Origin of the sequence: Candidatus Kinetoplastibacterium desouzaii TCC079E, from assembly GCF_000340795.1 — a bacterium.
GTDB classification, from domain to species: domain Bacteria; phylum Pseudomonadota; class Gammaproteobacteria; order Burkholderiales; family Burkholderiaceae_B; genus Kinetoplastidibacterium; species Kinetoplastidibacterium desouzai.
The window spans coordinates 390,764-414,556 of record NC_020294.1 but is presented as its reverse complement, the minus strand read 5'-3'; the positions used below and the strand labels follow the sequence as shown (position 1 = coordinate 414,556).

Here is a 23,793-nt window from a genome sequence, read left to right as displayed (position 1 = left end):
TGATCTGATTAAGTATATATATGAATATGAGCATGTTATCATAAACTATGTTTATGAATTGTTGTATATTTTAAATAATGGTAGAGATATAAATGGATTCTATAAAAGTTGGCCTACTTGGCATGGGTGTTGTTGGTAGTGGTACATGGACTGTTTTAAATAGAAATGCGAAAGAAATTGAAAGACGTGCTGGTAGAAAAATAGAAATTTCTAAAATTGCAACTCTTAATGTGGATAGCGCTCGATCTTTAGTAAATGGAAAAGCAGAAGTAGTTCAGAATGCATTTGATTTAGTAAGAGATCCTAATATTGATATAATTGTTGAGTTAATAGGCGGTGATACTATTGCATTAGATTTGGTTAAAGAAGCCATTGAAAATGGTAAACATGTAGTTACAGCAAACAAAGCTATGTTAGCTAAGCATGGCAATGAAATTTTTGCAAAAGCATCATCCAAAGGAGTAATGGTTGCATTTGAAGCTGCTGTAGCAGGTGGTATTCCAATTATAAAAGCGATTAGAGAAGGATTGACAGCCAATCGTATAAAATTTATAGCTGGTATAATAAATGGAACAACTAATTTCATATTATCTGAAATGCGTTCTACTAATTTACCATTTAAAGAAGTATTACAACAAGCCCAAAAATTAGGATATGCTGAATCAGATCCAACTTTTGATGTGGAAGGTGTAGATGCTGCTCATAAGCTTACATTATTAGCATCTTTATCTTTTGGTATTCCTGTTCAATTTGATAGTGCCCATATAGAAGGAATTTCTCAGTTATCATCAGAAGATATTGTTCATGCTGAAAAACTAGGATATCGTATCAAATTATTAGCTATAACAAAATATAGACCAGATGGAATAGAATTAAGAGTACATCCTGCATTAATACCATCTAGTTGTTTATTATCAAATGTAGAGGGAGTAATGAATGCTGTATTTGTTAGAGGTGATGCAGTTGGCCCAACTTTATATTATGGACAGGGAGCAGGAGGAGAACCAACTGCTTCAGCAGTAATAGCTGATTTAGTAGATGTAACTAGATTGCAAACTGCTGATCCTGGAAGTAGAGTTCCTCATTTGGCATTTCAAGCTGATTCTTTATCAGATGCACGTATTCTGCCTATTGAGTTAATATCAACTTCTTATTATTTAAGATTAAGAGTTCAAGATCAACCAGGGGTATTAGCAGATATTTCTAAAATACTTGCTATTTCTAATATTTCTATAGGGTCAATGATACAAGAAACATGTATAGATAATAAAAATGAAGCAAATATTATTTTTATAACACATGAATCTATAGAACGAAATATAAATCAAGCTATTAAACAGATAGAATCTTTACCTGTAGTTCAATCAAAAGTTACTAAACTTAGAATAGAAAATATAAATTAACAGTTAGTTACAGTGTAGATAATATTATCTACACTGTAACTAACTAAAGTTCATTAATATATTTTTTAACTATATTAACTTCTTTTCTTGAGCCTAGAATTACTCCTATTCTTTGATGTAGTTTTGTTGGTTTTATTTCTAAAATAGAGTTATTTTCACAATCTATTGATAATCCACCAGCTTGTTCTATCAAAAAACTCATTGGATTTACTTCGTACATTAATCTTAATTTTCCAGTTTTACCTGTTAAACGAAAATCATTGGGATATAGAAAAATACCTCCTTTTTTTAAAATTCTATGCACGTCAGCAACCATTGATCCAACCCAACGCATATTATAATTTTTAGCTAAAGGACCATCTAAACCAGATAAACAATCTGATATATATTTTTTTATAGGAGATTCCCAAAACCTCATATTTGAAATATTAACAGAGAATTCATTAGTGTTTTCTGGAATAGTAATTTTTTCTTCAGATAGTATCCAAGAATTATAAGCATCCAAAAAAAAAGAAGATACACCTTGTCCAAATGATATATTAAGATTAGTTTTTGGTCCATATAACACATAACCAGCTGCTATTTGGTTGATGCCAGGTTGTAAATAATCTATTTCTTTAATATTATTTATGGTAAATTTATCTGGAATTTCCAATATAGAAAAAATTGTTCCAATAGATATATTAACATCTATATTTGAAGATCCATCTAAAGGATCAAATAATAATATATATTTCCCTTTTTTATAAATTTCTGGTATTTTATAAATATCATCTAATTCTTCTGAAGCTATTCCTGCTATATACCCACTAGATTGAGTATCTTTTATAAGAATTTCATTAGCTATTACATCTAATTTTTTCTGTTGCTCCCCTTGAATATTAAAACTATTAGAGTCTCCAAATAAATCTTTATTTTTTTCATTTCTAATAATATTACTAATTTTTTTACAAGAATCAGCAACTATTTCTATTAAATAAAATAATTCTTTATCTAATTGACAAGAAACATACTTCTCATTTAAAAAGTTATTTAAATTAGTGCTACCCAAATATTTCTCCTTATAGAATATTTAAATTTTTTGATATTATTTCAAAGGTATTTTTTGATAGATTTTGATGTTTATAAACTTTTATAAGAGCCTCATACATTTTATCTTTTATTTCTGGAATAAATAAATTCCAATTATCTAATGCTCTTGATAATCTTGCTGCTATTTCTGGATTTATAGCATCTATAGCAATAACTTGTTCTGCCCAGAATTGATATCCTAGACCATTAAGATTGTGCATTCCTAAATAATTTCTAAAACAAAATTGAAAAATTAAAGATCTTGCTCTATTAGGATTTATGATTGTAAAATCTTGATGGTTCATTAATTCTTTTATTTCATTAATGGTAGTTCTTTCTGAAGAGGCTTGTAATGCAAACCATTTATCTATTACTAAAGGATTAGATTTCCACTTGTCATAAAAATAAGAAAGTGCTTTTTTTGCTTTTAAATTATTTCCAAAATTTAATAAATCTGAAAGCAGAGAGAGGCTATCTGTCATATTATTAGAATTATAAAAATCTTTCTCTACTTTATCTTCAATAACAGTAGCATTAGCAGATATTAAATATTTAATAATTAAATTCTTTAAAAAACGATTGTTACTAATTATAGGATCATACATCTTGGAATTAGAAGATATGAGATTTTCTAGTTTATCTAGTTTATTATAAAAATATTGCGATAGCTTCTTGCCAATATTAGTTAGCAATGATCTGCGAGCTTTATATATTTCAATTGGATCAATTTTTTCTACACGACCAAATATTATTTTTTCATCAGGAATAGTTAATAATTTAGCGCAATAAGATGAATCAATATCATTATCTAGCAAAATATTTTTAAAGATAGTAATTAAATTTTCTTCAATTTCAGAACTTAATTCTTTATTTGGATATAATTTTGAAATTATTTGACGAGTACTTAATTCTTGTATAGCTTCCCATCTAGCAAAATAATCTGTGTCTTTGTTAGACAGTATATATAGTTCTTTATTTGAGTATTGATACTCTACTTTTACAGGAGAAGAAAAATTTCTTAATAAAGAAGGAATAGGGATATTTTTTATATTCTTAAATGTCCAACTTTGACTTTCTTTATATAGCTCTAGAATCATGGTGTTAGAAGAATTATTTGTATTGATAATATTTTTCTCGTTGCAAATTAAATCAATACTTTCACCATTTTCATCTAATAAACCAATAGCAAAAGGAATATGAAATATTTTCTTTTCTTTAAAAAAATTCTTAGTATTTTTTTCTATTCCAACAAAATCACATTTTTGACTAAGAGTTATTATACATAATTCATTTTTCTTATCATAATCTAAAGTAACATTTACAATAGGTGTTCCTGCTTGTTCATACCAGTTCTTAAATACAGTGAAATCTTTGCATTCATTATTAATGTTCTTTTCTATATAAATAGATTCCATTACATTAACAAAATCATCACAAGTAACTGCTTTACCATCATAAAGCTCAAAATATTTACTCATTCCTGCAAGAAAGTTTTTTTCTCCAAGTAAAGTATGCTGCATTCTAATTATCTCAGCTCCTTTCTCATAAATAGTTGTCGTATAAAAATTACTTATTTCTTGATAACTATTTGGTCGAATAGGATGAGCATTAGAACTAGAGTCTTCAGGAAATTGGTATGTTCTTAATGCTATTACATCATCTATACGTTTAAGTGCTTTTACACTTGTTTTTATTTTATTTGTTGATGCTAATTCAGAAATAATATCACTACAGAATTCTTGTTCTCGAAAAACAGTTAATCCTTCTTTTAAACTTAATTGGAACCAATCTCTACATGTAACTCTATTACCTGTCCAATTATGAAAATATTCATGTCCTATAACTGCCATTACATTTTCATAATCTGAATCAGTAGAACTATATTGATCAGCGATAACATAAGCTATGTTAAAAATATTTAAACCTTTATTTTCCATAGCGCCCATATTAAAATCTTTAACTGCCACTATCATAAATCTATCTAAATCTAACTCTAAATTATATTTTTTTTCATCCCATTCTATTGCTTTTATTAAAGAATACATTGCCCATTCTGTTTTAGAATCAAATTCATGATCACAGTATATTTGTAGTTTTACATCTCTTCCTTTATTAGTTTTAATATTTTTTTCTCTACATGAAAAATTACCTCCAACTAACGCAAACAAATAGCTTGGTTTAGGAAAGGGATCATCCCAAATAAATTCGTGTCTTCCATCATCTAAAATATTTTTTTTAATTAAATTGCCATTAGATAAGAGAGTGGAATATTTTTTATCAGATCTTAATGTTACAGTGTATTTAGACATCACATCTGGTCTATCTGGGAAGCATGTTATTTTTCTAAATCCTTCAGGTTCACACTGAGTAAAAAAATTATTATTTGATATATATAAACCCATCATGCTAGAATTTTTAGAAGGAAAGCATTTCGTTGTAATTTGTAGATTAAAAACATCAGGTATGTTTTTCATTAACAATAAATTATTATTTAATATATAATCTTCCTCGCATAATTTTTTACCATCTATCTCTATTTGAACTAAATCAACTTCTTTTGAGTCAATATTAAAAATTATATTTCTTTCTTTTTTGAATGAATTTTTACGTTCAATTTGCATTATATTTGTTACTACAGTGCAATCTATATCAAGATCTATTTGCAAATCTATTTTTTTTATATTAAATGGATATTCTTTATAATCACTACGGTATATAGTTTTAGGATGTTTTATGTTTTCTATTTCTAGCATGATTTACTTTTTTGGTTAAACAAATTGCTCAAAATCTATTTCTAATACATATTTTATTAAAAGTCTTTATTAAAAATAGTTTAAAATATTTATTATGAGAATTTTGATTGAATCATTTAAAATGATTACAAATTATTTTATTCTATATTTAATAAGAATTATTAATTCTAATAATGTTAGTATAAACATTTAAAATGAATTTAATTACTTTAGATATTATTAAATAATAAAAAATATTTATCCAGTCCATTAATCTACATATATATGAATATAAATAACTCTAAAAATAATAATTTTCACATTGCTAAAAATATTCTTTTAGATCCTTTTGGTATTGATGAAAATACCATAAATAAAGCCATAGGAATTATATTTTCCAATAAAATTGATTATGCTGACTTATACTTTCAATATGCACTTAGAGAAAGTTGGAGTTTAGAAGAAGGTATTGTAAAAACAGGTAATTTTTCTATAAATCATGGGGTAGGAATAAGATCTATTAGTGGAGAAAAAACTGCTTTTTCATATTCTGATTCAATATCTTTAGATTCTATTTTAAAATCATCACAAATAGTTCGTAGTATTGGGAACTCAAATTCTTCTAGTTATAAAAAAGTATACGTACCGTCAGTCATTAATAATAATTTATATAACAATTCAAATTTTATAAATTCTTTATCTGCTAACGATAAGGTTAATTTATTAGAAAAAATAGAAAAAATGGCCAAAGGTTGTAATCCATTAGTTTCACAAGTAATGGCAAGTTTGGCAGCAGAATATGAAGTAATTATCGTAGCAGCAAGTGATGGTAAAATAGTTGCTGATATAAGACCATTGGTAAGAATCTCTATAACTGTAATATCTGAAAAAAATGGTCGTAGGGAAATTGGACATTCTGGGGGTGGTGGCAGAACAGATTTTTCTTTTTTTTCTGATGAAATACTTTCGTCATATGTTGATCATGCAGTTAAAGAATCAATCAATAATTTAGAAGCAATACCTGCCCCAGCAGGGGAAATGATCGTAGTTTTAGGAAATGGTTGGCCTGGAATTCTATTGCATGAAGCTGTTGGTCATGGTTTAGAAGGTGATTTTAATCGTAAAGGGTCCAGTGTTTTTTCTGGAAAGATAGGAGAAAGGGTTGCTAATAAGGGAGTTACAGTTATAGATAACGGCTCTATTCCTTATAAAAGAGGTTCATTAAATATAGATGATGAAGGTAATGAAACAAAGAGCAATATTCTTATTGAAGATGGTATTTTATGTGGATATATGCAAGATATCATGAATGCAAAATTGATGAATTCTAACATAACTGGTAATGGTAGACGTGAATCATTTGCTCATATACCTTTACCTAGGATGACAAACACATATATGGTATCAGGATCTTCAACTCCTGAAGAAATAGTTTCCTCTGTAAGTAATGGGATATATGCTGTTAATTTTGCTGGTGGTCAAGTAGATATAACCAGTGGAAAATTTGTTTTTTCTACTTCTGAAGCCTATTTAATAGAAAAAGGTAAAATTACCACTCCAATAAAGGGTGCTACATTAATAGGTAACGGCCCTGAGGTTATGAAACAAGTTTCTATGATTGGAAATGACTCTAAACTTGATTCTGGTGTTGGTATGTGTGGTAAAGATGGACAAAGTGTACCTGTAGGAGTTGGTATGCCAACTATAAAAATAGATAAACTTACAGTAGGTGGAACTACTAATTAGAATTATTTAATTTGCAAAAAGCATTGATTTTGCTTATTATCTTGCATGAAACATGCTCTTTTCAAACAATTGTTTTTTTATAATCAAGCACAATATATCTAATTATCAAAATTAGATAATCATTCTATGAGGTCGTACAGTGTCATACAATACAGATGATCTTCGCATACGAGAAATTAAGGAATTAAATCCACCTGCTCATGTTATGAGAGAACTGGAATGCACTCGTGAAATTTCAACAGTAGTGCATAATGCACGAAATGCTATTCATAAAATACTATACGGTATTGATGATAGATTAGTAATAGTTGTAGGTCCATGTTCTATTCATGATGTAAAAGCCGCTAAAGAATATGCTAAACTTTTAAATGGATTAAGAGAAGAACTTAAAAATGATCTTGAAATAGTTATGAGAGTTTATTTTGAAAAACCTCGCACAACTGTAGGATGGAAAGGTCTTATAAATGATCCTGACTTAGATGCTAGTTTTAATATAAATAAAGGTATAAGAATTGCAAGAGAATTGTTGTTGAACATAAATTCTCATGGGTTACCAGCTGGATGTGAATTTCTTGATATGATTACTCCCCAATATATTGCTGATTTAGTTTCATGGGGAGCTATAGGAGCGAGAACTACAGAAAGTCAAGTTCATCGTGAATTAGCTTCAGGATTGTCATGCCCAGTAGGATTTAAAAATGGAACAGATGGTAATGTTAAGATAGCCATTGATGCAATCAAAACAGCTTCTCAACCACATCATTTCTTATCTGTAACAAAGGGCGGTCATTCTGCAATAGTTTCCACAGAAGGAAATGAGAATTGCCATATGATTTTAAGAGGTGGTAAAAAACCTAATTATGATAAATTAAGTGTACAGAATGCCAGTGAAGAAATGGGCAAGGCTGCTTTATCACCCAAATTAATGATAGATGCTAGTCATTCTAATAGTGACAAAAAACCAGAAAATCAACCTTTAGTTGTAGATAATATTTGCAATCAACTTAAAGAAGGTGAGTCAAGAATATTTGGAGTAATGATAGAAAGCAATTTAGAATATGGACGACAAGATTTTATTCCTGGTAAAGATTTAGTGTATGGTAAAAGCATTACTGATGGTTGTATAGATTGGAATACTACTGTTAAAGTTCTTAATAATTTAGCAGAAGCTGTTCGTGTGCGTCGTCAAATTCTATCACATACACATGATTAGATTTTATTAACTATTTAACTATTAAATTATATTTAAAAGACATTCTAACGATTTGCTAGAATGTCTTTATTATTTTAAGTAAATATAAAAAATGATGAACAATGATTAAAAAATTATCTAAAGAGTTGGTTGTTATTGGAATGTCAGGAGGAGTTGATTCTTCTGTAGCTGCCTGGATATTAAAAGAAGAAGGTTATAAGGTAGTTGGTTTATTTATGCAAAATTGGGAAAATGATGAATCTAGTTCTTGCTCTATAAAAAATGATTTGCTGGATGCAACTAGTGTTGCTGATTTAATTGGCATAGATTTTGAGTATGTAAACTTCTCAGAAGATTATAAAGAAAAAGTATTTTCTATTTTCCTTAAAGAATATTCTTTAGGAAGAACCCCCAACCCTGATATTTTATGTAATTCGGAAATAAAATTTAAAGCATTTCTGGATCACTCTTTGAAAATAGGTGCGAAAAAAATAGCAACTGGTCATTATGCAAGAATTAAGAAGAATGAAAACAAATATCAATTATTAAAGGCTATTGATCTTAATAAGGATCAAAGTTATTTTTTATATAGATTAAATCAAGAACAACTTTCTCGTTCTCTTTTTCCAATAGGCAATCTACATAAAAAAGATGTAAGAGCTTTAGCAAAAAAAATAGGATTACCTAATGCTTATAAGAAAGATTCAACAGGTATATGTTTTATAGGAGAAAAATCTTTTACAACTTTTTTAAATAAATATATACCATTTAAAAGAGGTCCTATTTTAACACTAGATGGCAAACAAATAGGTGAGCATAATGGAATATCATTTTATACAATAGGACAAAGAAAAGGTTTGGGAATAGGAGGAGTAAAAAACCTATCTGTTTCCGATAACGCCTGGTATGTTGTAAAAAAAGATTTATATAATAATATTATTTATGTATCACAAGGTCGAGATAGTTCTCTTTTACAGTCAAAATTATTAGAAGCTGAAGATATACATTGGATAGAAGGATGTGAACCTCAAAAATTAGATAATTACTTATTTTCAGCAAAATCAAGATATAGACAACAAGATTCAAGTTGTACTATAAAAACCAATCAAAATAAACTAATTGTTTCATTCTTAGAAAATCAATGGGCTATAACAGAAGGACAGTCTGTAGTAATATATGATAATGATGTGTGCTTAGGAGGTGGGATTATTTGTTAAATAGAATTAATTAATATTCTTTTTTATAAACTATTTGTACAGTAAAATTCTTGTGGATTAATAAAAATGTTAGATCAATTAAATGCATTATCTCCACTAGATGGAAGATATTCATCATCTGTGGATGAGTTGAGATTTTATCTTTCTGAGTCAGCCTTTATGGCTCATAGAGTAGAAGTAGAAGTATCATGGTTAATTGCCCTTACTGATTCTAGCATATCTGAAATACAACCATTCTCAGATATGGAACGTAAGAAACTATATGATTTAGTAAAAAACTTTTCATTAGAAGATGCAAAACAAATCAAAGAAATTGAAAAGATTACTAACCATGATGTCAAAGCTGTAGAATATTGGCTTAAAGAAAAAATATCATTTCTTACAGAAAAAGAAAAAATATCTGAATTTATTCATTTTGCTTGCACTTCTGAGGATATCAATAATACATCACATGCATTAATGCTTTCAAGAACAAGAAAAGATATATTATTACCTCTATTACATACATTAACAAATAAACTAGAAAATTTAGCACAATTATATTCTGATTATCCCATGTTGGCTCGCACTCATGGTCAACCAGCCAGTCCTACTACAATTGGCAAAGAGTTTGCTAATGTAGTTATTAGACTTAAAAGAGGTATTGAGCAAATTGCTTCAGTTTTGCCATTAGCTAAATTAAATGGTGCTACTGGCAACTATAATGCTCATATAGCATCATACCCTAACATAGATTGGCAAGATTTAAGTAGGAATGTTTTAAATAAATTAGGTTTAGTGCAAAATACACATACTACTCAAATAGAACCTCATGATTGGATATCTCAATTATTTGATTCTATTTGTAGAGTAAATAATATTCTTATTGACTTAGATAGAGATATATGGGGATACATTTCTTTAGGCTATTTTAAACAAACTTTAAAAGAAGGTGAGGTTGGCTCTTCAACAATGCCTCATAAAGTCAATCCAATTGATTTCGAAAACTCAGAAGGTAACCTTGGAGTAGCTAATTCTTTGTTAAGACATATGTCTGATAAATTACCAATATCTAGATGGCAAAGGGATTTAACTGATTCTACTGTTCTAAGAAACATTGGAATTGCGTTAGGTTATTGTTTAGTAGCATGGAAGTCATGTATACGAGGTTTAAACAAATTGGAGGTTAATACTACCACAGTAAATTATGATATAGACAATTGTTGGGAAATATTAGCTGAACCTATCCAAACTATAATGAGACGTTATGGATTACCAAAACCATATGAGCAACTTAAATCTCTTACTAGAGGAAAAGGAATTACCAAAGAAACTCTTAGAGAATTTATAAAAACTTTAGATTTACCTCAAGAAGTTAAAAATTCTCTTTTGTTATTAGAACCAAGAAATTATTTGGGAATTTCAAAATTATTAGCTAAAAATCTAGATATATCAACCAAATAAAAAAATCAGACAAGCCGCCATTGAAATAAATGGTGGCGCATCCCTGACTCGAACAGGGGACCTGCGGATTATGATTCCGTCGCTCTAACCGACTGAGCTAATGCGCCTTTGAAATAATAAAAAAAACAACTATACTTCGTATAGTCTATAACAAAAACATATTTAAAAGCAATATCTATTTTTACTATATGAATAAACTTTTTTATTTATTAAAACAAAATAATAATTTTATATAATGGTGCCCAGAAGAGGATTTGAACCTCCAAACCTATAAAGGCACATGGACCTGAACCATGCGCGTCTACCAATTCCGCCACCTGGGCTTAATATGTTGAATATTTACATCATATGATTGTATTATATAAACATGAACAATTGTTCATAAATATACAACTGTAAAATTATATACGGAAAAAATCACATTGGCAAAATCAAAAAAAAACAATAATAACAATCTAATTCCAGATTGGTTTGATAAAAATATTCCTTCAAGAGAAGAAATTCTTTCTTTGTTAAGAAGCAATAAAGAAAAATTAAAAGAAGTAGATTTAATAAATGCATTATCTATAAAAAAAGATACTTCTATAGAAAAACTAAAGAAACGACTTTTTATGATGTATAAAGATGGACAAATATATTTCGATAATAATCATAATATTCTCTTATCTGAGAATAATAATTTTATAAAAGGCATAGTAAATTATAAAAAAGATGGAAGTGGTTTTTTAGCGAATGAAGATAATTTAAATATTTTTCTTAATAAAAAAGAAATGAGAAAAGTGTTTAATGGAGATGTTGTTTTTGTTAAAAAAATTAGAAACATAAAGAAAGAAAAAGAGCAATATATAGAAGGTAAAATAGTAGAAATTATAAAGCACAAATCTGAGAAAATAATAGGCAAAATAACGAAAATAGATAATAAAAATTTCTTGATGCCTATTGAACCCAAATATATTAGTAATATCATTATAAATGACAATTGTTTAGAAGAAGGACAAATAGTAATTGTTAGTATCAATAAACAACCAACAAAATATTCATTACCTGAGGGTATTATTGAAGAAGTGTTAGGTGATATTAATGACCCCCAAATGGGTTTTAAAATTGCTACAAAAAAATATAATATCCAAGATCATTTTTCAAAGGAAGTTTTAAAAGAATCTAATCAATTCACAGAAACTATAAGTAATTATGATAATAATGAAAGGGTAGATTTATGCGATATGCCTTTTATTACGATAGATGATGAAGATGCTCGTGATTTTGATGATGCCTTATACTGTACCTCAGATAATAATTCCCACAATAATGAAACATGGAAAATATTTGTGGCTATAGCAGATGTATCACATTATATTAAACCCAATAGTGAACTAGATAAAGAAGCTGTTAAAAGAGGTACTAGTATATATTTTGCTAATCATGTTATACCCATGTTACCAGAAAATATTTCAAACAATATCTGTTCTTTATTACCAAATAAAAAAAGATTAGTTATAGTTTGTGAACTATTAGTAACTAAAACGAATTTAGAAAAAAAAGAAACAAATATTGAGAATTATAAATTTTATAAAGCAATAATTAGATCAAAGGCTAGGACCACCTATGAAGAAGTGAATAATACATTACTTAATTATGATGTAAATTTACCCATTCAAGTAAAAGAAAATATAAGGAATTTAAATGAAGCTTGTAAAATTCTATTGGAGTCTAGAAAAAAAAGAGGAGCTATAGAATTTGAATTTCCAGAAACTAAAATTATATGTAACGAAAATAACTCTATTAAAGAAATCATAAAAAAAGAAAGAAGTTACTCTCATAAAATTGTAGAAGAATTTATGTTGGCAGCTAATAACTGTGCTGCTAAATTTATAAGTAAAAACAAAGGCTGTTTTTTATATAGAATACATCCAAAACCTTCTGATAAAAGCTTAAAAAATCTAGAAAGTTTTTTAAAGTCTCAAAATTTACAAATAAATCAGTATAATTTCTCTATATCTAAAGATATTAATAATTTTTTAAACAATATAAAAGATCATGAAAATTTCAATGTTATACAAATAGGTTGCTTACAAGCTATGCAAACTGCGTCATATAACCCTGATAACATAGGTCACTTTGGTTTGTCTTATGAATCATACACTCATTTTACTTCTCCAATTAGAAGATATCCAGATTTATTAAATCATAGGATAATAAAATCGATTCTAAATAAGAATACAGATATAGAAAATGTAGATAGTAAATGCTATATAAAACTTGGAGCAAAAATGTCTGAGTATGAACGTAGAGCAGACGAAGTATCAAGATATGGCAATAATTGGCTACTACATAGTTTTTTAAAAAAATATGTAGGTAAATCTTTTCATGGTGTAATAACAAATATTTTAAATTTTGGAATTTTTGTAACACTAGACAATGTACATATAGACGGTATGATTCATATATCAGAATTAGAAAAAATAAACTTTAAATACTATAAGAATAAAAATTATTTTTATAATAAGGATTATAATATTTCGTACAATATTGGCAATAAAATTGAAGTTTTTATAAAAAATATATACCCAGAAAAAGGACAAGTAGTTTTGGGTCTAAACAATTTATAGATAACTTATTTATTTATTTCGATAAAAAATTAAAATTTGGTTTGCTTTTGTTATAAGGTGACTTTATTATATCCATTTGATAATTAATAGAGAATATTTATAATGTCTTCTACAAAGGTTATAGCAGGATTTCATTCTATTTTAATTAGATTAAATAAGTATCCTGAATCAGTTAGAACAGTATATATTGATTCCAAACGTAAGGATAAAAGGATTAACTATTTATTGGAAAAAATTAATAGTTCTGGTATAGCTAAAGTTTATCCTGTTGGGATTGATAGATTAAATAGTTTAACTGGTAATATACGACATCAAGGTGTTGTTGCTATATGCGATGAAATTAAATTATCTAATGACTTAGAAGAAATATTAGATTCTGCTAATGAACCATACTTATTATTAATATTAGATGGTGTAACAGACCCCCATAATCTAGGGGCTTGTTTAAGAACTGCAAATGCAGCAGGAGTTCATGCTGTAATTGCACCTCGCAATAGATCTGCTAGTATTAACGATGTTGTTTATAAAGTATCATGCGGAGCTGCTGATATAACTCCTTATGTTATGGTAACTAATCTTGCTAGAACTTTAAGGAACTTAAAAGATATGGGGGTATGTTTAATAGGTACAGATGAAAAAGTTGATAATAGTATTTATAGCGTAGACTCTACTAAATCAACAGGGTGGGTAATGGGATCTGAAGGAGATGGAATGCGTAGACTTACTAGAGAATCTTGTGATTATCTTGTACATATCCCCATGTTAGGTGTAGTAGAAAGTTTAAATGTTGGAGTAGCAAGTGCTATTTGTTTATACGAAAGTGTACGTCAGAGAACTAGTGGCAAATAATATAATTATATAAATTTTATTTAAAACAACATTTTTATTTTTATAAAAATTGACATCATTTGTAATAACAATGCCATAATATACATTACTAAATTTATTGTTTTTTGCAAAAAATATTTTTGAGTGTATATTTTGTCATCCTATAAGTAGGTGTCTTAAGAAAAAATTTTTAGAGGTTATTTAAATGAATAAAACTGAACTTATTGAGCATATTGCTAGCAATGCTGATATTTCCAAAGCAGCAGCAAATCGTGCTATTGATGCCTTAGTAAATGCAATAACAGAAACTATGAAAAAAGGTGAATCTGTGACATTAGTAGGATTTGGATCATTTATGGTATCTACTAGAGCAGCTCGTAATGGAAGAAATCCTCGTACTGGAGAGGTTATAAAAATCAAAAAAACTAGAGTTCCTAAGTTTAGACCAGGGAAAAATTTAAAAGAAGCAGTTAATTAACAACATTTAAACATTTTAATTTGATTTTCTAAAATAAAAGTGTAGTATATAGTAAATAAATTTTTGTTTATATCTGCTCTCTATAATATAGAGGGTGCTTAGCTCAGTTGGTAGAGCGGCGCCCTTACAAGGCGTAGGTCACAGGTTCGAACCCTGTAGCACCCACCAATACAAATGAAATCGGCTTATTATCTAAAGATAGGTAATAAGCCGATTTTTTATTGTCATTAAAACTAAATTTTACAGTTTGCCTAATAATAAAAATTCCATTAAAGCCTTCTGAACGTGCAATCTATTCTCAGCCTCATCCCATACTACACTTTTGGGTCCTTCTATTACTTCATTTGTAACTTCTTCCCCACGATGAGCTGGTAAACAATGCATAAATAAAGCATCGTCATTTGCAGATGACATCATTTTTGCATCAACACACCAGTTTTCAAAAGCTGCTTTCCTTTTAGAATTCTCAGCCTCATAACCCATGCTAGTCCATACATCTGTTGTTACAAGATCAACATTCTTACACGCTTCATTAGGATCATCAAATTGTTTTAATATATCTGAAGAAGAATTCTTTATAAGTTTTTCATCCAATTTGTAACCATTTGGAGCTGAAATATGTAGAGTAAACCCTAAAATTTCTGCAGCTTGTAACCAAGTATAAGACATGTTATTAGCATCACCTATCCAAGCAACTTTTTTATTTTCTATAGATCCTCTATGTTCTATAAAAGTAAAAATATCTGCTAATATCTGACATGGATGGAATTCATTGGTTAATCCATTAATAACAGGAACTCTTGAATACTCTGCAAATTTTCTGACTCTTTCTTGTTCAAAAGTTCTTATCATGACTATATCAACCATTCTTGATATAACCCTCGCTGTATCTTCTATTGGCTCAGATCTTCCTAATTGAGAATCATTAGAGGTTAAGTTAATTGCATATCCCCCCATTTGATATATCCCTGCTTCAAAAGACACCCTAGTTCTAGTACTTGCTTTTTCAAAAATCATAGCTAGAGTACGATCATGTAAAGGCATATGAGCTTCATATTTCTTAAACTTTTCTTTAATAAATTTAGATCGTTCAAAAATATAAAGAATTTCATCTTTATTAAAATCTTTAATCTCTAGGAAATGACGTATTTTTTTATTTTTAGAAGAGTTAACCATCTTTATACTTCTCCTTTAATTAACTTAATATAAAAAACAATGTTAAATTACTTAAGATAAATATCTTTTATTTTATTTACCAATGTTGCTAAATAATAGATACAGATCCATTATACTTAACAAAAAAATTTTAATAAAGAAAGCCTAATATATTAAAAACTTATTAAAACATAATGATATAACTCAAATTAATAACTTAACAAATTTTTTAACAAGATATACTAATGAAAAATTACTCTTATAAACAAATAAAAGAAATAGTTATAGCCTCTACTAATAGAAACAAATTAAAAGAGTTCTCTGAATTATTTAAAGAATTAAATATAGTATTATATCTTCAGAGTGAGTTTGGTATAAATTATAATGAAGAAAATAATAATACATTTTTTGAAAATGCTCTAAATAAAGCTCGTCACGTTAGTAGATTAACAGGTTTACCAGCTTTAGCAGAAGATTCTGGATTATGTGTTGAATCACTACAGAATAAACCTGGTATTTTTTCAGCTAGATATGCATCTAATAATAGATCAAGTAATGATATAGATAATAATAAATTATTAATAAAAAATTTAGAAGGTATTAAAAATAGAAATGCTTATTATATAAGTAATATTGTTTTAATAAGAAATCCCAATGATTATGTTCCTATAATGACTTATGGAATTTGCAAAGGGACTATTGTAGATGAGCCATTCGGAACCAATGGATTTGGGTATGATCCTCATTTTTTCTTACCTTCAATAGGTAAAACTATGGCATCTATTTCTATAAATGAGAAAAATAATATTAGTCATAGATCTATAGCAAGCAAGAAATTGATTCAAGAGTTGAACTTAATAAATAATTAGCTTTTTAAATGAATAAAATAATACCTATCTTTTTAGAAAAGAATATTGATAAAAATATAATACCTATTTCAAGCAATATTAATATAAAAGAACCACCACCATTATCTTTATATATACATGTTCCTTGGTGTGTAAAAAAATGTCCTTATTGTGATTTCAACTCCCACGCTATAAGAAACAACAATTTTCCTGAAGAAGAGTATATAAAAGCTTTAAGCATTGAGCTAAAGAAATCTTTACATTTGATATGGGGAAGAACAATTATTTCCGTATATATAGGTGGAGGAACTCCTAGTATTTTAAAGTCAGAATCTATAGATAAGATTATTGAGATGCTTAGAACACACTTGAACTTAAATCCTTTAGTGGAAATAACTATTGAAATAAATCCTGGTACATTAGATTCTTATAAGATAAAGGATTATATTGCAAGTGGAATTAATAGAATATCTATAGGAGCACAAAGTTTTGATGATAATAAATTAAAAAGATTAGGAAGAATACACAATAGCTATGAAACCTTTAGAACTATTGATATAACTCAATCTTTAATAAACAATATTAATATAGATATAATGTTTGCATTACCTGGGCAAAATATTGATGATTGTTTAAACGATGTAAGAAAAAGTATAAATCTAAATATAAATCATTTATCATTATATAATCTTACAATAGAAAAAAATACTTTCTTTGATAAACATACTCCTAATGATCTACCTGACGAAGATCTAAGTGCACAAATGCAAGATCTTATAGAAGAGGAGTTGAAAATAAAAAATATTCTTCGATACGAAGTATCAGCTTATGCTAAAAATAATTTTCAATCAATTCATAATTTAAATTATTGGAATTTTGGTGATTATTTAGGAATAGGCCCTGGAGCACATAGTAAATTATCATTTAAAAATTATATATTAAGAAAAAAAAGAATATACAACCCTGATTTATGGATTAAGAACACCATAGAAAACAAAAAAGATATAGATGGGTCGGAATTTGTTCAAGCTAAAGATATAGCATTTGAATTTATGTTAAATGCATTAAGACTAAAGAAAGGAATTAAGAAATCTTTTTTTGAACAACGAACAGGAATGCCTATCAATAGTATCAACAAAAAAGTTCAAATTGCCTATGAAAAAAAATTACTAGAAGTTGACGAAAATTATTTCAGAGCTACTCCACTAGGGTGGAGATTCTTAAATGATTTACAAGAAATTTTTTTATAAAAAATAAGTTATATTGCAAATTAGGAATATAAAAAAATTATGGTGAACTTGAATAAAGAAATAGTTATAAAAATCCATCACTGGAATGATAAATTATTTTCATTTCAAACAACAAGAAATAAATCTTTTAGATTTGAAAATGGTCATTTTGTTATGATAGGACTTAATATAAAAAACAATATAATTATGAGAGCTTATAGTATAGTAAGTGCTAATTATGATGATTATTTAGAATTCTTTAGTATTAAAATACCAAATGGTAAATTAACATCACATTTAAAAAATCTAAAAGTAGGTGATGAAATATTAGTTAGTAATAAATCTGTAGGAACTCTCACTATTAATAATCTTAAACATGGAAAAAATTTATATTTACTTGCTACTGGTACTGGATTAGCACCTTTTATAAGCATAATAAAAGATTTATCTACATATGAAAGATTCGAGAAAGTCATCTTAGTACATAGCGTACGTAATAAGAGTGATCTGGCTTATAAAGACGATATAGAAAATCATTTTAACCAACATGAAATATTAGACAGTTTGATTGCAGAAAAATTAATATATTATCCTACTGTTACTCAAGAGCTTTTTGAAAATAATAAAAGAATTACTGATTTATTGATGTTTGATAATTTTTTTCTTAAAATTAGAATGCCAAAGTTAAATCCTGATAATGATCGTGTTATGATTTGTGGCAACTCTCAAGCTTTAATAGATATAAGCAATATTCTTAATAAAATTGGTTTTAAAATATCTAATGGAATTAATAAACCTGGTGATTATGTTATAGAAAAAGCTTTTGTAGAAAATTAATAATTCTAACCCTAACTAAATTAAGAGACTCAAAATGAGTAAGAAAATAATTCATACTAATGACGCACCCAAAGCTGTAGGACCATATTCTCAAGCAGTCTCATGTGAATCTAAAAGAACTGTTTTTCTATCAGGTCAAATAGGACTGGATCCCAAAACTGGTGTTTTAGTACAAAACAATTTTGAATTACAAGTACGTCAAGCATTTAACAACATGAAAGCCGTGATAAAAGAATCAAATGCTTCCTTGGAGAATGTAGTGAAACTTAACCTGTATCTGACAGATTTAAGTAAATTTGATATAGTTAATCAAATAATGTCTGAAATATTTCCAGAACCATTTCCTGCAAGATCAACAGTTGGAGTTCTTAATCTTCCTAAAGGTGCTGAATTTGAAGCAGAGGCAATACTTTCATTGTAAATGCTAAATAAAATGATTTCTCAGAAAATAATCTCATATAAATTTTAATATGTTTTCAAAAAATACTAATTAGGTTTTTAATTATATATGGAAAAAAAATCTGAGAAATCTTTTAATAATAATTTATTAAAATTGGGATTAAATGAAAAGGATGATTTTCTTCTTCATATACCATTAAGATATAATAATGAAACTTTCATAACAAAAATAGCAAACATACAATTATCTAAATATATTGTTGTTGAAGGTTTAGTTACTGATGTAAAAGTATTAGATTCAAAATTCAACAAGAAATATCTTGTTGTTACAATTAATGATAACACTGGATTTTTAGAGCTTAGATGGATTAATTTTTTTTATTCTCTAATGAAAGAATTATCTATAGGCAGTAAAATAAGAGTAGGTGGAGAAGTAGGAAAATGGAAATTAAATTTGGAGATGATACATCCCAAAATATATAATTGTAAAATTAATCTGCCTAAAAATTTAACCCCTATATATTCTTCTGTAAAGGGTTTAAGTCAAACAAAAATTAGAAAATTAATATCTAACATACTACTAGAGGAAATTGAAGAAACAGTCCCAAACTATATAACAAGAAAGTATTCCCTAATGAAATTTGATGAATCTATTAGATTTCTACATAATCCCCCGCCAAATTCTTCTCTAGATTTGTTAATTGAAAAAAAACATCCTGCGTGGATTAGAATAAAATTTGATGAATTATTAGCTCATCAATTATCTATAGAACTAATCCGTCAAAATAGAATAGAAAAAAAAGCTCATCCATTACATAAGAATACTAATTATTCAAGAAGAATTGATGTTTTCTTAAAATCTTTAGGTTTTCAATTAACAGAAGCTCAAAAAAAGACATCAAATGAAATATCAAAAGACTTGTCTCAAGATTTTCCTATGAACAGATTATTACAAGGAGATGTTGGGAGTGGTAAAACAATAGTAGCCGTTATAGCTGCTATTCAAACAATATCCTGTAATAAACAAGTTGCACTTATGACACCAACGGAAATTTTATCTGAACAACATTTCAGTAACATAAAAAAATGGTTTAAAAATTTAGATATTAGACTGGAAGTTATAACAAGTGCTAAATCAGTAAAAGAAAAAAGAATTATTAAAGATAATGTTTTAAATGGCAATATACAATTCATAATAGGAACACAATCTCTAATACAAGATCATATACATTTTAAAAATTTAGGATTATCAATAATAGATGAACAACATAGGTTTGGAGTAGAGCAAAGATTTGCTTTATATAATAAAGGAATATTAATTGATGATGGAAAGGAAATATATCCTCATTTATTATCTATGAGCGCTACCCCTATACCAAGAACACTTGCTATGACATATTTAGCTGATATGGATATCTCCATAATAAATCAAATGCCTAACAATAGAAAACCAATAATAACAAAACTAATATCTTATGATAGAAGAGAAGAACTTTTAATGTATATAGCAAATTCTGTTAGAAATGGCTCACAAGCATATTGGGTTTGTCCTTTAATAGATGAAAGCAAGAAAATTGATTTGCAAAATGCTGTTAATACATTTGACTACATTAAAGGAAAGTTTCCAGATTTAAATATTGGACTAATACATAGTAATTTATCTAATAGTATCAAAATTGAAATAATGAAAGATTTTAGAAATGGAATTATAGATTTATTAGTATCTACTACTGTAATAGAAGTAGGAGTAGATGTTCCAAAAGCTTCTATGATTATTATTGAACATTCAGAAAGATTTGGTTTAGCTCAATTACACCAATTAAGAGGTAGAGTAGGAAGAGGTGATATTCAATCTATATGTGTTCTACTTTATCAAAATCCATTATCTTATATAGCTAAAAAAAGATTAAAGGCAATGTTTGAGACATTAGATGGTTTTAAAATTGCTAAATATGATCTACAAATTAGAGGTCCTGGAGATTTTTTAGGGACTAAACAATCAGGAGTAAATATATTAAGATTCTCAGATATTGAACAAGATAAAGATATATATGAACAAGCAAAAGAAGCAGCCTATATGATAAAAAAAGATAACCCTGAGTATATAGACACACATATCAAAAGATGGAAAAGAATAAGTAGTGTAATGTTAGATATTTAATTAGATGCCTCTTTAAGAATCATGAACTAAAACTGCTCTACCAATAACATTTCCTGTTCTTAAATCATCCATGGCTTCATTTATTCTATCAAAATGATATGCTTGAACAGGTGTTGGCGTTATTTTATTCTTAATTACCAAATCCATTAATTCATAAAATTCATTTAAATTACCTACATAACTTCCAATAATTTTTATAGCTTTCATAGGAATCAAGGCTATAGGCCAACTTGATAATCCTCCAAACATACCAACTATTACTAACGTAGAGAACTTATCAAGAACATTAAAAGAAATTCTGCTAGTTAAATTGTTCCCAATAAGATCTATAACTGCTTTATATTTATTACCATTATTATATTCTAATAATTTACTTTCTAAATTTTCATCAAATAAATCAAACACATCTAAAGCTCCTGCTTTTAAAGCTGCTTTCCTTTTACTTTCATCTTTTTCTACAACTAACACTCCAAAAGAATTCAAAGCTTTAAGAATAGATATAGCTGTTAATCCAAGTCCACCAGCTCCAAAAATAACAATTGGTTTCTTAGTATAAATAGATTGATCAATTTTTTTGATCGCAGAATATGTTGTTAAACCAGAACAAGCATATTGAGCTGTTGTAACAGGATTATTATTTTTAATATCTATTAAATATTTATAACTAGGAACTAACACATACTCAGCAAATCCACCAGATCTTTGAATACCTAAATATCTTGGATTAACACAGTAATTTTCTTGAGAAATATTACAACTCTCACAGTTTCCACAACCTATCCATGGATATACTATACAATTATCTCCTATTTCCAAATCTATAACATCTGATCCTTTTAAAACAATTGTTCCAACAATTTCATGCCCAAGTATCATAGGCAGTTTTATCCCCCTATCTTTTAGTTCAAGTTTCTTATCTTCTCCAATATCATAATATCCTTCCCAGAAATGAATATCACTATGACATATTCCTGAAGCCTTGATTTTTAATAATACTTCTTCACCAGAAGGAGTAGGAGTATCTATTTCCTGTTTTTTAAGAGGAGTTAAAAATTTATTAAGACAATAACATTTCATAAAATAAAAGCTCACAATCTTTGTTTTTAAAACATAGCAATTTTTTGCCCAAAAAAGACATCTTTTCTTGAGTCAAGAACATTATCCCAATCTATTTTATTATTAGAAAATAAAACTATTACTGTAGATCCTATCCTAAATTTACCTAATTCTTCCCCTTTCTTTAAAAAAAGAGGATGCTTTATCGTATTGATATTAAAAGTATGAATATTGGAAATAGGAACATTAGAATTTATCATGCCAGTCCAAACAGTTTCAATAGAAGAAACAATCATTGATCCAACTAAAATTACAGCCATTGATCCACTGATAGTTTCAAATAAACAAACTACTCTCTCGTTACGAGCATATAAATTTGGAATTTTCTTTGCTATAAATGGATTAACAGAAAATAATTTACCAGGTATATGTATGATTTTTTCTAACAAACCATCTAATGGCATATGAACACGATGATAATTTCTAGGAGATAAATATATATTAATAAAACTACCTTTATTGAATTTATTAGAATCTTCTAAATTATTACCTAAAAGATTATAAACACTATAAATATGGCTTTTGGCTTGAATTAGAGTGCCATTACTTATATAACCATACTCATTAATTAATCCATCAGCAGGAGATATTAATATATTTTCTTTATATTGTTGTTCATTTAATCTATAGTGAACATTACTTAAAGGTCGAGTAAAAAAGTCATTAAAACTAATATACTCATAATAGTTCTGGAATTTATATTCCTTTAAGTCTATGTTGTATTTTTTTATAAAATAACGTATTAAAAAATTCTTAAACCATAAAATACGACAATTTGCAAAGCACCAAAATATTTTAGAAATGAAATGATGAGGCAATAGATACTGCGCTACTAATAATAATTTATTTTTAATACTATTCATGATATATATTTCAAATATTATCGATTTTGATATTATTTTGATAATATATTAGATATATTAAAATTACAAAAAAACCACAATTAAAATATATCTAATTAATAAGTTTTAGATAATTGAAACTCTACTTATCCACTGTAAGTATCTTGATAATACCCTTAAAAAGATATCAGATTTTTTTAAAGTTCATGATAAGAATTAAATCTTAAAAAATTCGTGCAATCGAAACTACAGTACCATATAATTGCTGGTTATTTACTATAAGTTTTAGGAGGAGAGGTGCGTTAAATATTAAAATCTTGTAAAATAAAACTAATATCATGTAATAAAATTATAGTTATTAAAAGTAATCAATCATAAATTGACATGTGAAATATATAACTAAATTCAGCAAATATGGCTAAAAGCTTGGAAATTTGCTTTTTTCTAAATTCTAAAAAACACCCACCTGAGAAAAATTATTATTCTC

Annotated in this window: 18 protein-coding genes and 3 tRNA genes; 14 read left to right on the top strand and 7 right to left on the bottom strand. The window is 27.4% G+C overall.

Annotation, left to right across the window (positions count from 1 at the left end; all coding sequences use genetic code 11):
- Positions 1-92 precede the first annotated feature (92 nt).
- Positions 93-1,403 carry a homoserine dehydrogenase gene (locus tag CDSE_RS01955; RefSeq protein WP_015396331.1) on the top strand — a complete coding sequence of 437 codons (1,311 nt, stop codon included), beginning with the start codon at positions 93-95 and terminating at the stop codon, positions 1,401-1,403.
- Between the two features lie 43 nt (positions 1,404-1,446).
- On the opposite strand, the gene CDSE_RS01950 is transcribed toward CDSE_RS01955, so the two are convergent.
- Both CDSE_RS01950 and pepN read right to left on the bottom strand, forming a co-directional pair.
- Complete coding sequence (locus CDSE_RS01950; RefSeq protein ID WP_015396330.1) at positions 1,447-2,454, bottom strand: class 1 fructose-bisphosphatase; 1,008 nt, start codon at positions 2,452-2,454, stop codon at positions 1,447-1,449.
- A gap of 10 nt (positions 2,455-2,464) precedes the next feature.
- Positions 2,465-5,227 (bottom strand): aminopeptidase N, encoded by a 2,763-nt coding sequence (gene pepN, locus CDSE_RS01945; RefSeq protein ID WP_015396329.1) that lies wholly within the window; start codon positions 5,225-5,227, stop codon positions 2,465-2,467.
- A gap of 264 nt (positions 5,228-5,491) precedes the next feature.
- Here pepN and tldD point away from each other — a divergent pair, with 264 nt between their 5' ends.
- From tldD to purB, 4 genes are all read left to right on the top strand, one after another.
- Positions 5,492-6,952: a metalloprotease TldD gene (gene tldD / locus CDSE_RS01940; RefSeq protein WP_015396328.1), complete on the top strand. Its 1,461-nt coding sequence runs from the start codon at positions 5,492-5,494 to the stop codon at positions 6,950-6,952.
- Between the two features lie 139 nt (positions 6,953-7,091).
- The gene (locus CDSE_RS01935; protein WP_015396327.1) at positions 7,092-8,165 is read left to right on the top strand and encodes a 3-deoxy-7-phosphoheptulonate synthase; all 1,074 of its coding nucleotides are present in this window, start codon (positions 7,092-7,094) and stop codon (positions 8,163-8,165) included.
- 101 nt (positions 8,166-8,266) lie between these two features.
- Entirely contained in the window at positions 8,267-9,361 is a 1,095-nt protein-coding gene (mnmA, locus tag CDSE_RS01930; RefSeq protein WP_015396326.1) for a tRNA 2-thiouridine(34) synthase MnmA, read from the top strand.
- A 66-nt stretch (positions 9,362-9,427) separates the two neighbouring features.
- A complete protein-coding gene (purB, locus tag CDSE_RS01925) occupies positions 9,428-10,804 on the top strand; it encodes an adenylosuccinate lyase (protein WP_015396325.1) in 1,377 nt (458 codons plus the stop codon).
- 30 nt (positions 10,805-10,834) lie between these two features.
- On the opposite strand, the gene CDSE_RS01920 is transcribed toward purB, so the two are convergent.
- Positions 10,835-10,911: transfer RNA gene (locus CDSE_RS01920), tRNA-Met, on the bottom strand.
- A gap of 129 nt (positions 10,912-11,040) precedes the next feature.
- A tRNA-Leu gene (locus tag CDSE_RS01915) sits at positions 11,041-11,127 on the bottom strand.
- Positions 11,128-11,226: 99 nt separating this feature from the next.
- Between CDSE_RS01915 and rnr the strand changes: the two genes are divergently transcribed.
- From rnr to CDSE_RS01895, 4 genes are all read left to right on the top strand, one after another.
- The gene (gene rnr / locus CDSE_RS01910) at positions 11,227-13,413 is read left to right on the top strand and encodes a ribonuclease R (protein WP_015396324.1); all 2,187 of its coding nucleotides are present in this window, start codon (positions 11,227-11,229) and stop codon (positions 13,411-13,413) included.
- Between the two features lie 102 nt (positions 13,414-13,515).
- Positions 13,516-14,262, top strand: coding sequence for a 23S rRNA (guanosine(2251)-2'-O)-methyltransferase RlmB (gene rlmB, locus CDSE_RS01905; protein ID WP_015396323.1), 747 nt, complete (start codon positions 13,516-13,518; stop codon positions 14,260-14,262).
- Between the two features lie 184 nt (positions 14,263-14,446).
- Positions 14,447-14,719 carry an HU family DNA-binding protein gene (locus CDSE_RS01900; RefSeq protein ID WP_015396322.1) on the top strand — a complete coding sequence of 91 codons (273 nt, stop codon included), beginning with the start codon at positions 14,447-14,449 and terminating at the stop codon, positions 14,717-14,719.
- Between the two features lie 92 nt (positions 14,720-14,811).
- Positions 14,812-14,887 (top strand) — tRNA-Val (locus CDSE_RS01895).
- A gap of 72 nt (positions 14,888-14,959) precedes the next feature.
- On the opposite strand, the gene argF is transcribed toward CDSE_RS01895, so the two are convergent.
- The gene (gene argF, locus CDSE_RS01890) at positions 14,960-15,895 is read right to left on the bottom strand and encodes an ornithine carbamoyltransferase (protein WP_015396321.1); all 936 of its coding nucleotides are present in this window, start codon (positions 15,893-15,895) and stop codon (positions 14,960-14,962) included.
- Between the two features lie 224 nt (positions 15,896-16,119).
- Between argF and rdgB the strand changes: the two genes are divergently transcribed.
- From rdgB to recG, 5 genes are all read left to right on the top strand, one after another.
- Positions 16,120-16,743 (top strand): RdgB/HAM1 family non-canonical purine NTP pyrophosphatase, encoded by a 624-nt coding sequence (rdgB, locus tag CDSE_RS01885; protein ID WP_015396320.1) that lies wholly within the window; start codon positions 16,120-16,122, stop codon positions 16,741-16,743.
- Between the two features lie 8 nt (positions 16,744-16,751).
- Positions 16,752-17,972, top strand: coding sequence for a radical SAM family heme chaperone HemW (hemW, locus tag CDSE_RS01880; RefSeq protein ID WP_015396319.1), 1,221 nt, complete (start codon positions 16,752-16,754; stop codon positions 17,970-17,972).
- 39 nt (positions 17,973-18,011) lie between these two features.
- Positions 18,012-18,788 carry a ferredoxin--NADP reductase gene (locus CDSE_RS01875; RefSeq protein ID WP_015396318.1) on the top strand — a complete coding sequence of 259 codons (777 nt, stop codon included), beginning with the start codon at positions 18,012-18,014 and terminating at the stop codon, positions 18,786-18,788.
- A gap of 34 nt (positions 18,789-18,822) precedes the next feature.
- A complete protein-coding gene (locus CDSE_RS01870) occupies positions 18,823-19,209 on the top strand; it encodes a Rid family detoxifying hydrolase (RefSeq protein WP_015396317.1) in 387 nt (128 codons plus the stop codon).
- Between the two features lie 87 nt (positions 19,210-19,296).
- Positions 19,297-21,348, top strand: a complete 2,052-nt coding sequence (gene recG, locus CDSE_RS01865; RefSeq protein WP_015396316.1) for an ATP-dependent DNA helicase RecG — start codon at positions 19,297-19,299, stop codon at positions 21,346-21,348.
- A 12-nt stretch (positions 21,349-21,360) separates the two neighbouring features.
- Here recG and CDSE_RS01860 read toward each other — a convergent pair whose 3' ends face one another.
- Together CDSE_RS01860 and asd are read right to left on the bottom strand one after the other, a co-directional pair.
- Complete coding sequence (locus tag CDSE_RS01860; protein WP_015396315.1) at positions 21,361-22,425, bottom strand: alcohol dehydrogenase; 1,065 nt, start codon at positions 22,423-22,425, stop codon at positions 21,361-21,363.
- Between the two features lie 26 nt (positions 22,426-22,451).
- The gene (asd, locus tag CDSE_RS01855) at positions 22,452-23,327 is read right to left on the bottom strand and encodes an archaetidylserine decarboxylase (RefSeq protein WP_015396314.1); all 876 of its coding nucleotides are present in this window, start codon (positions 23,325-23,327) and stop codon (positions 22,452-22,454) included.
- Positions 23,328-23,793: the final 466 nt, after the last annotated feature.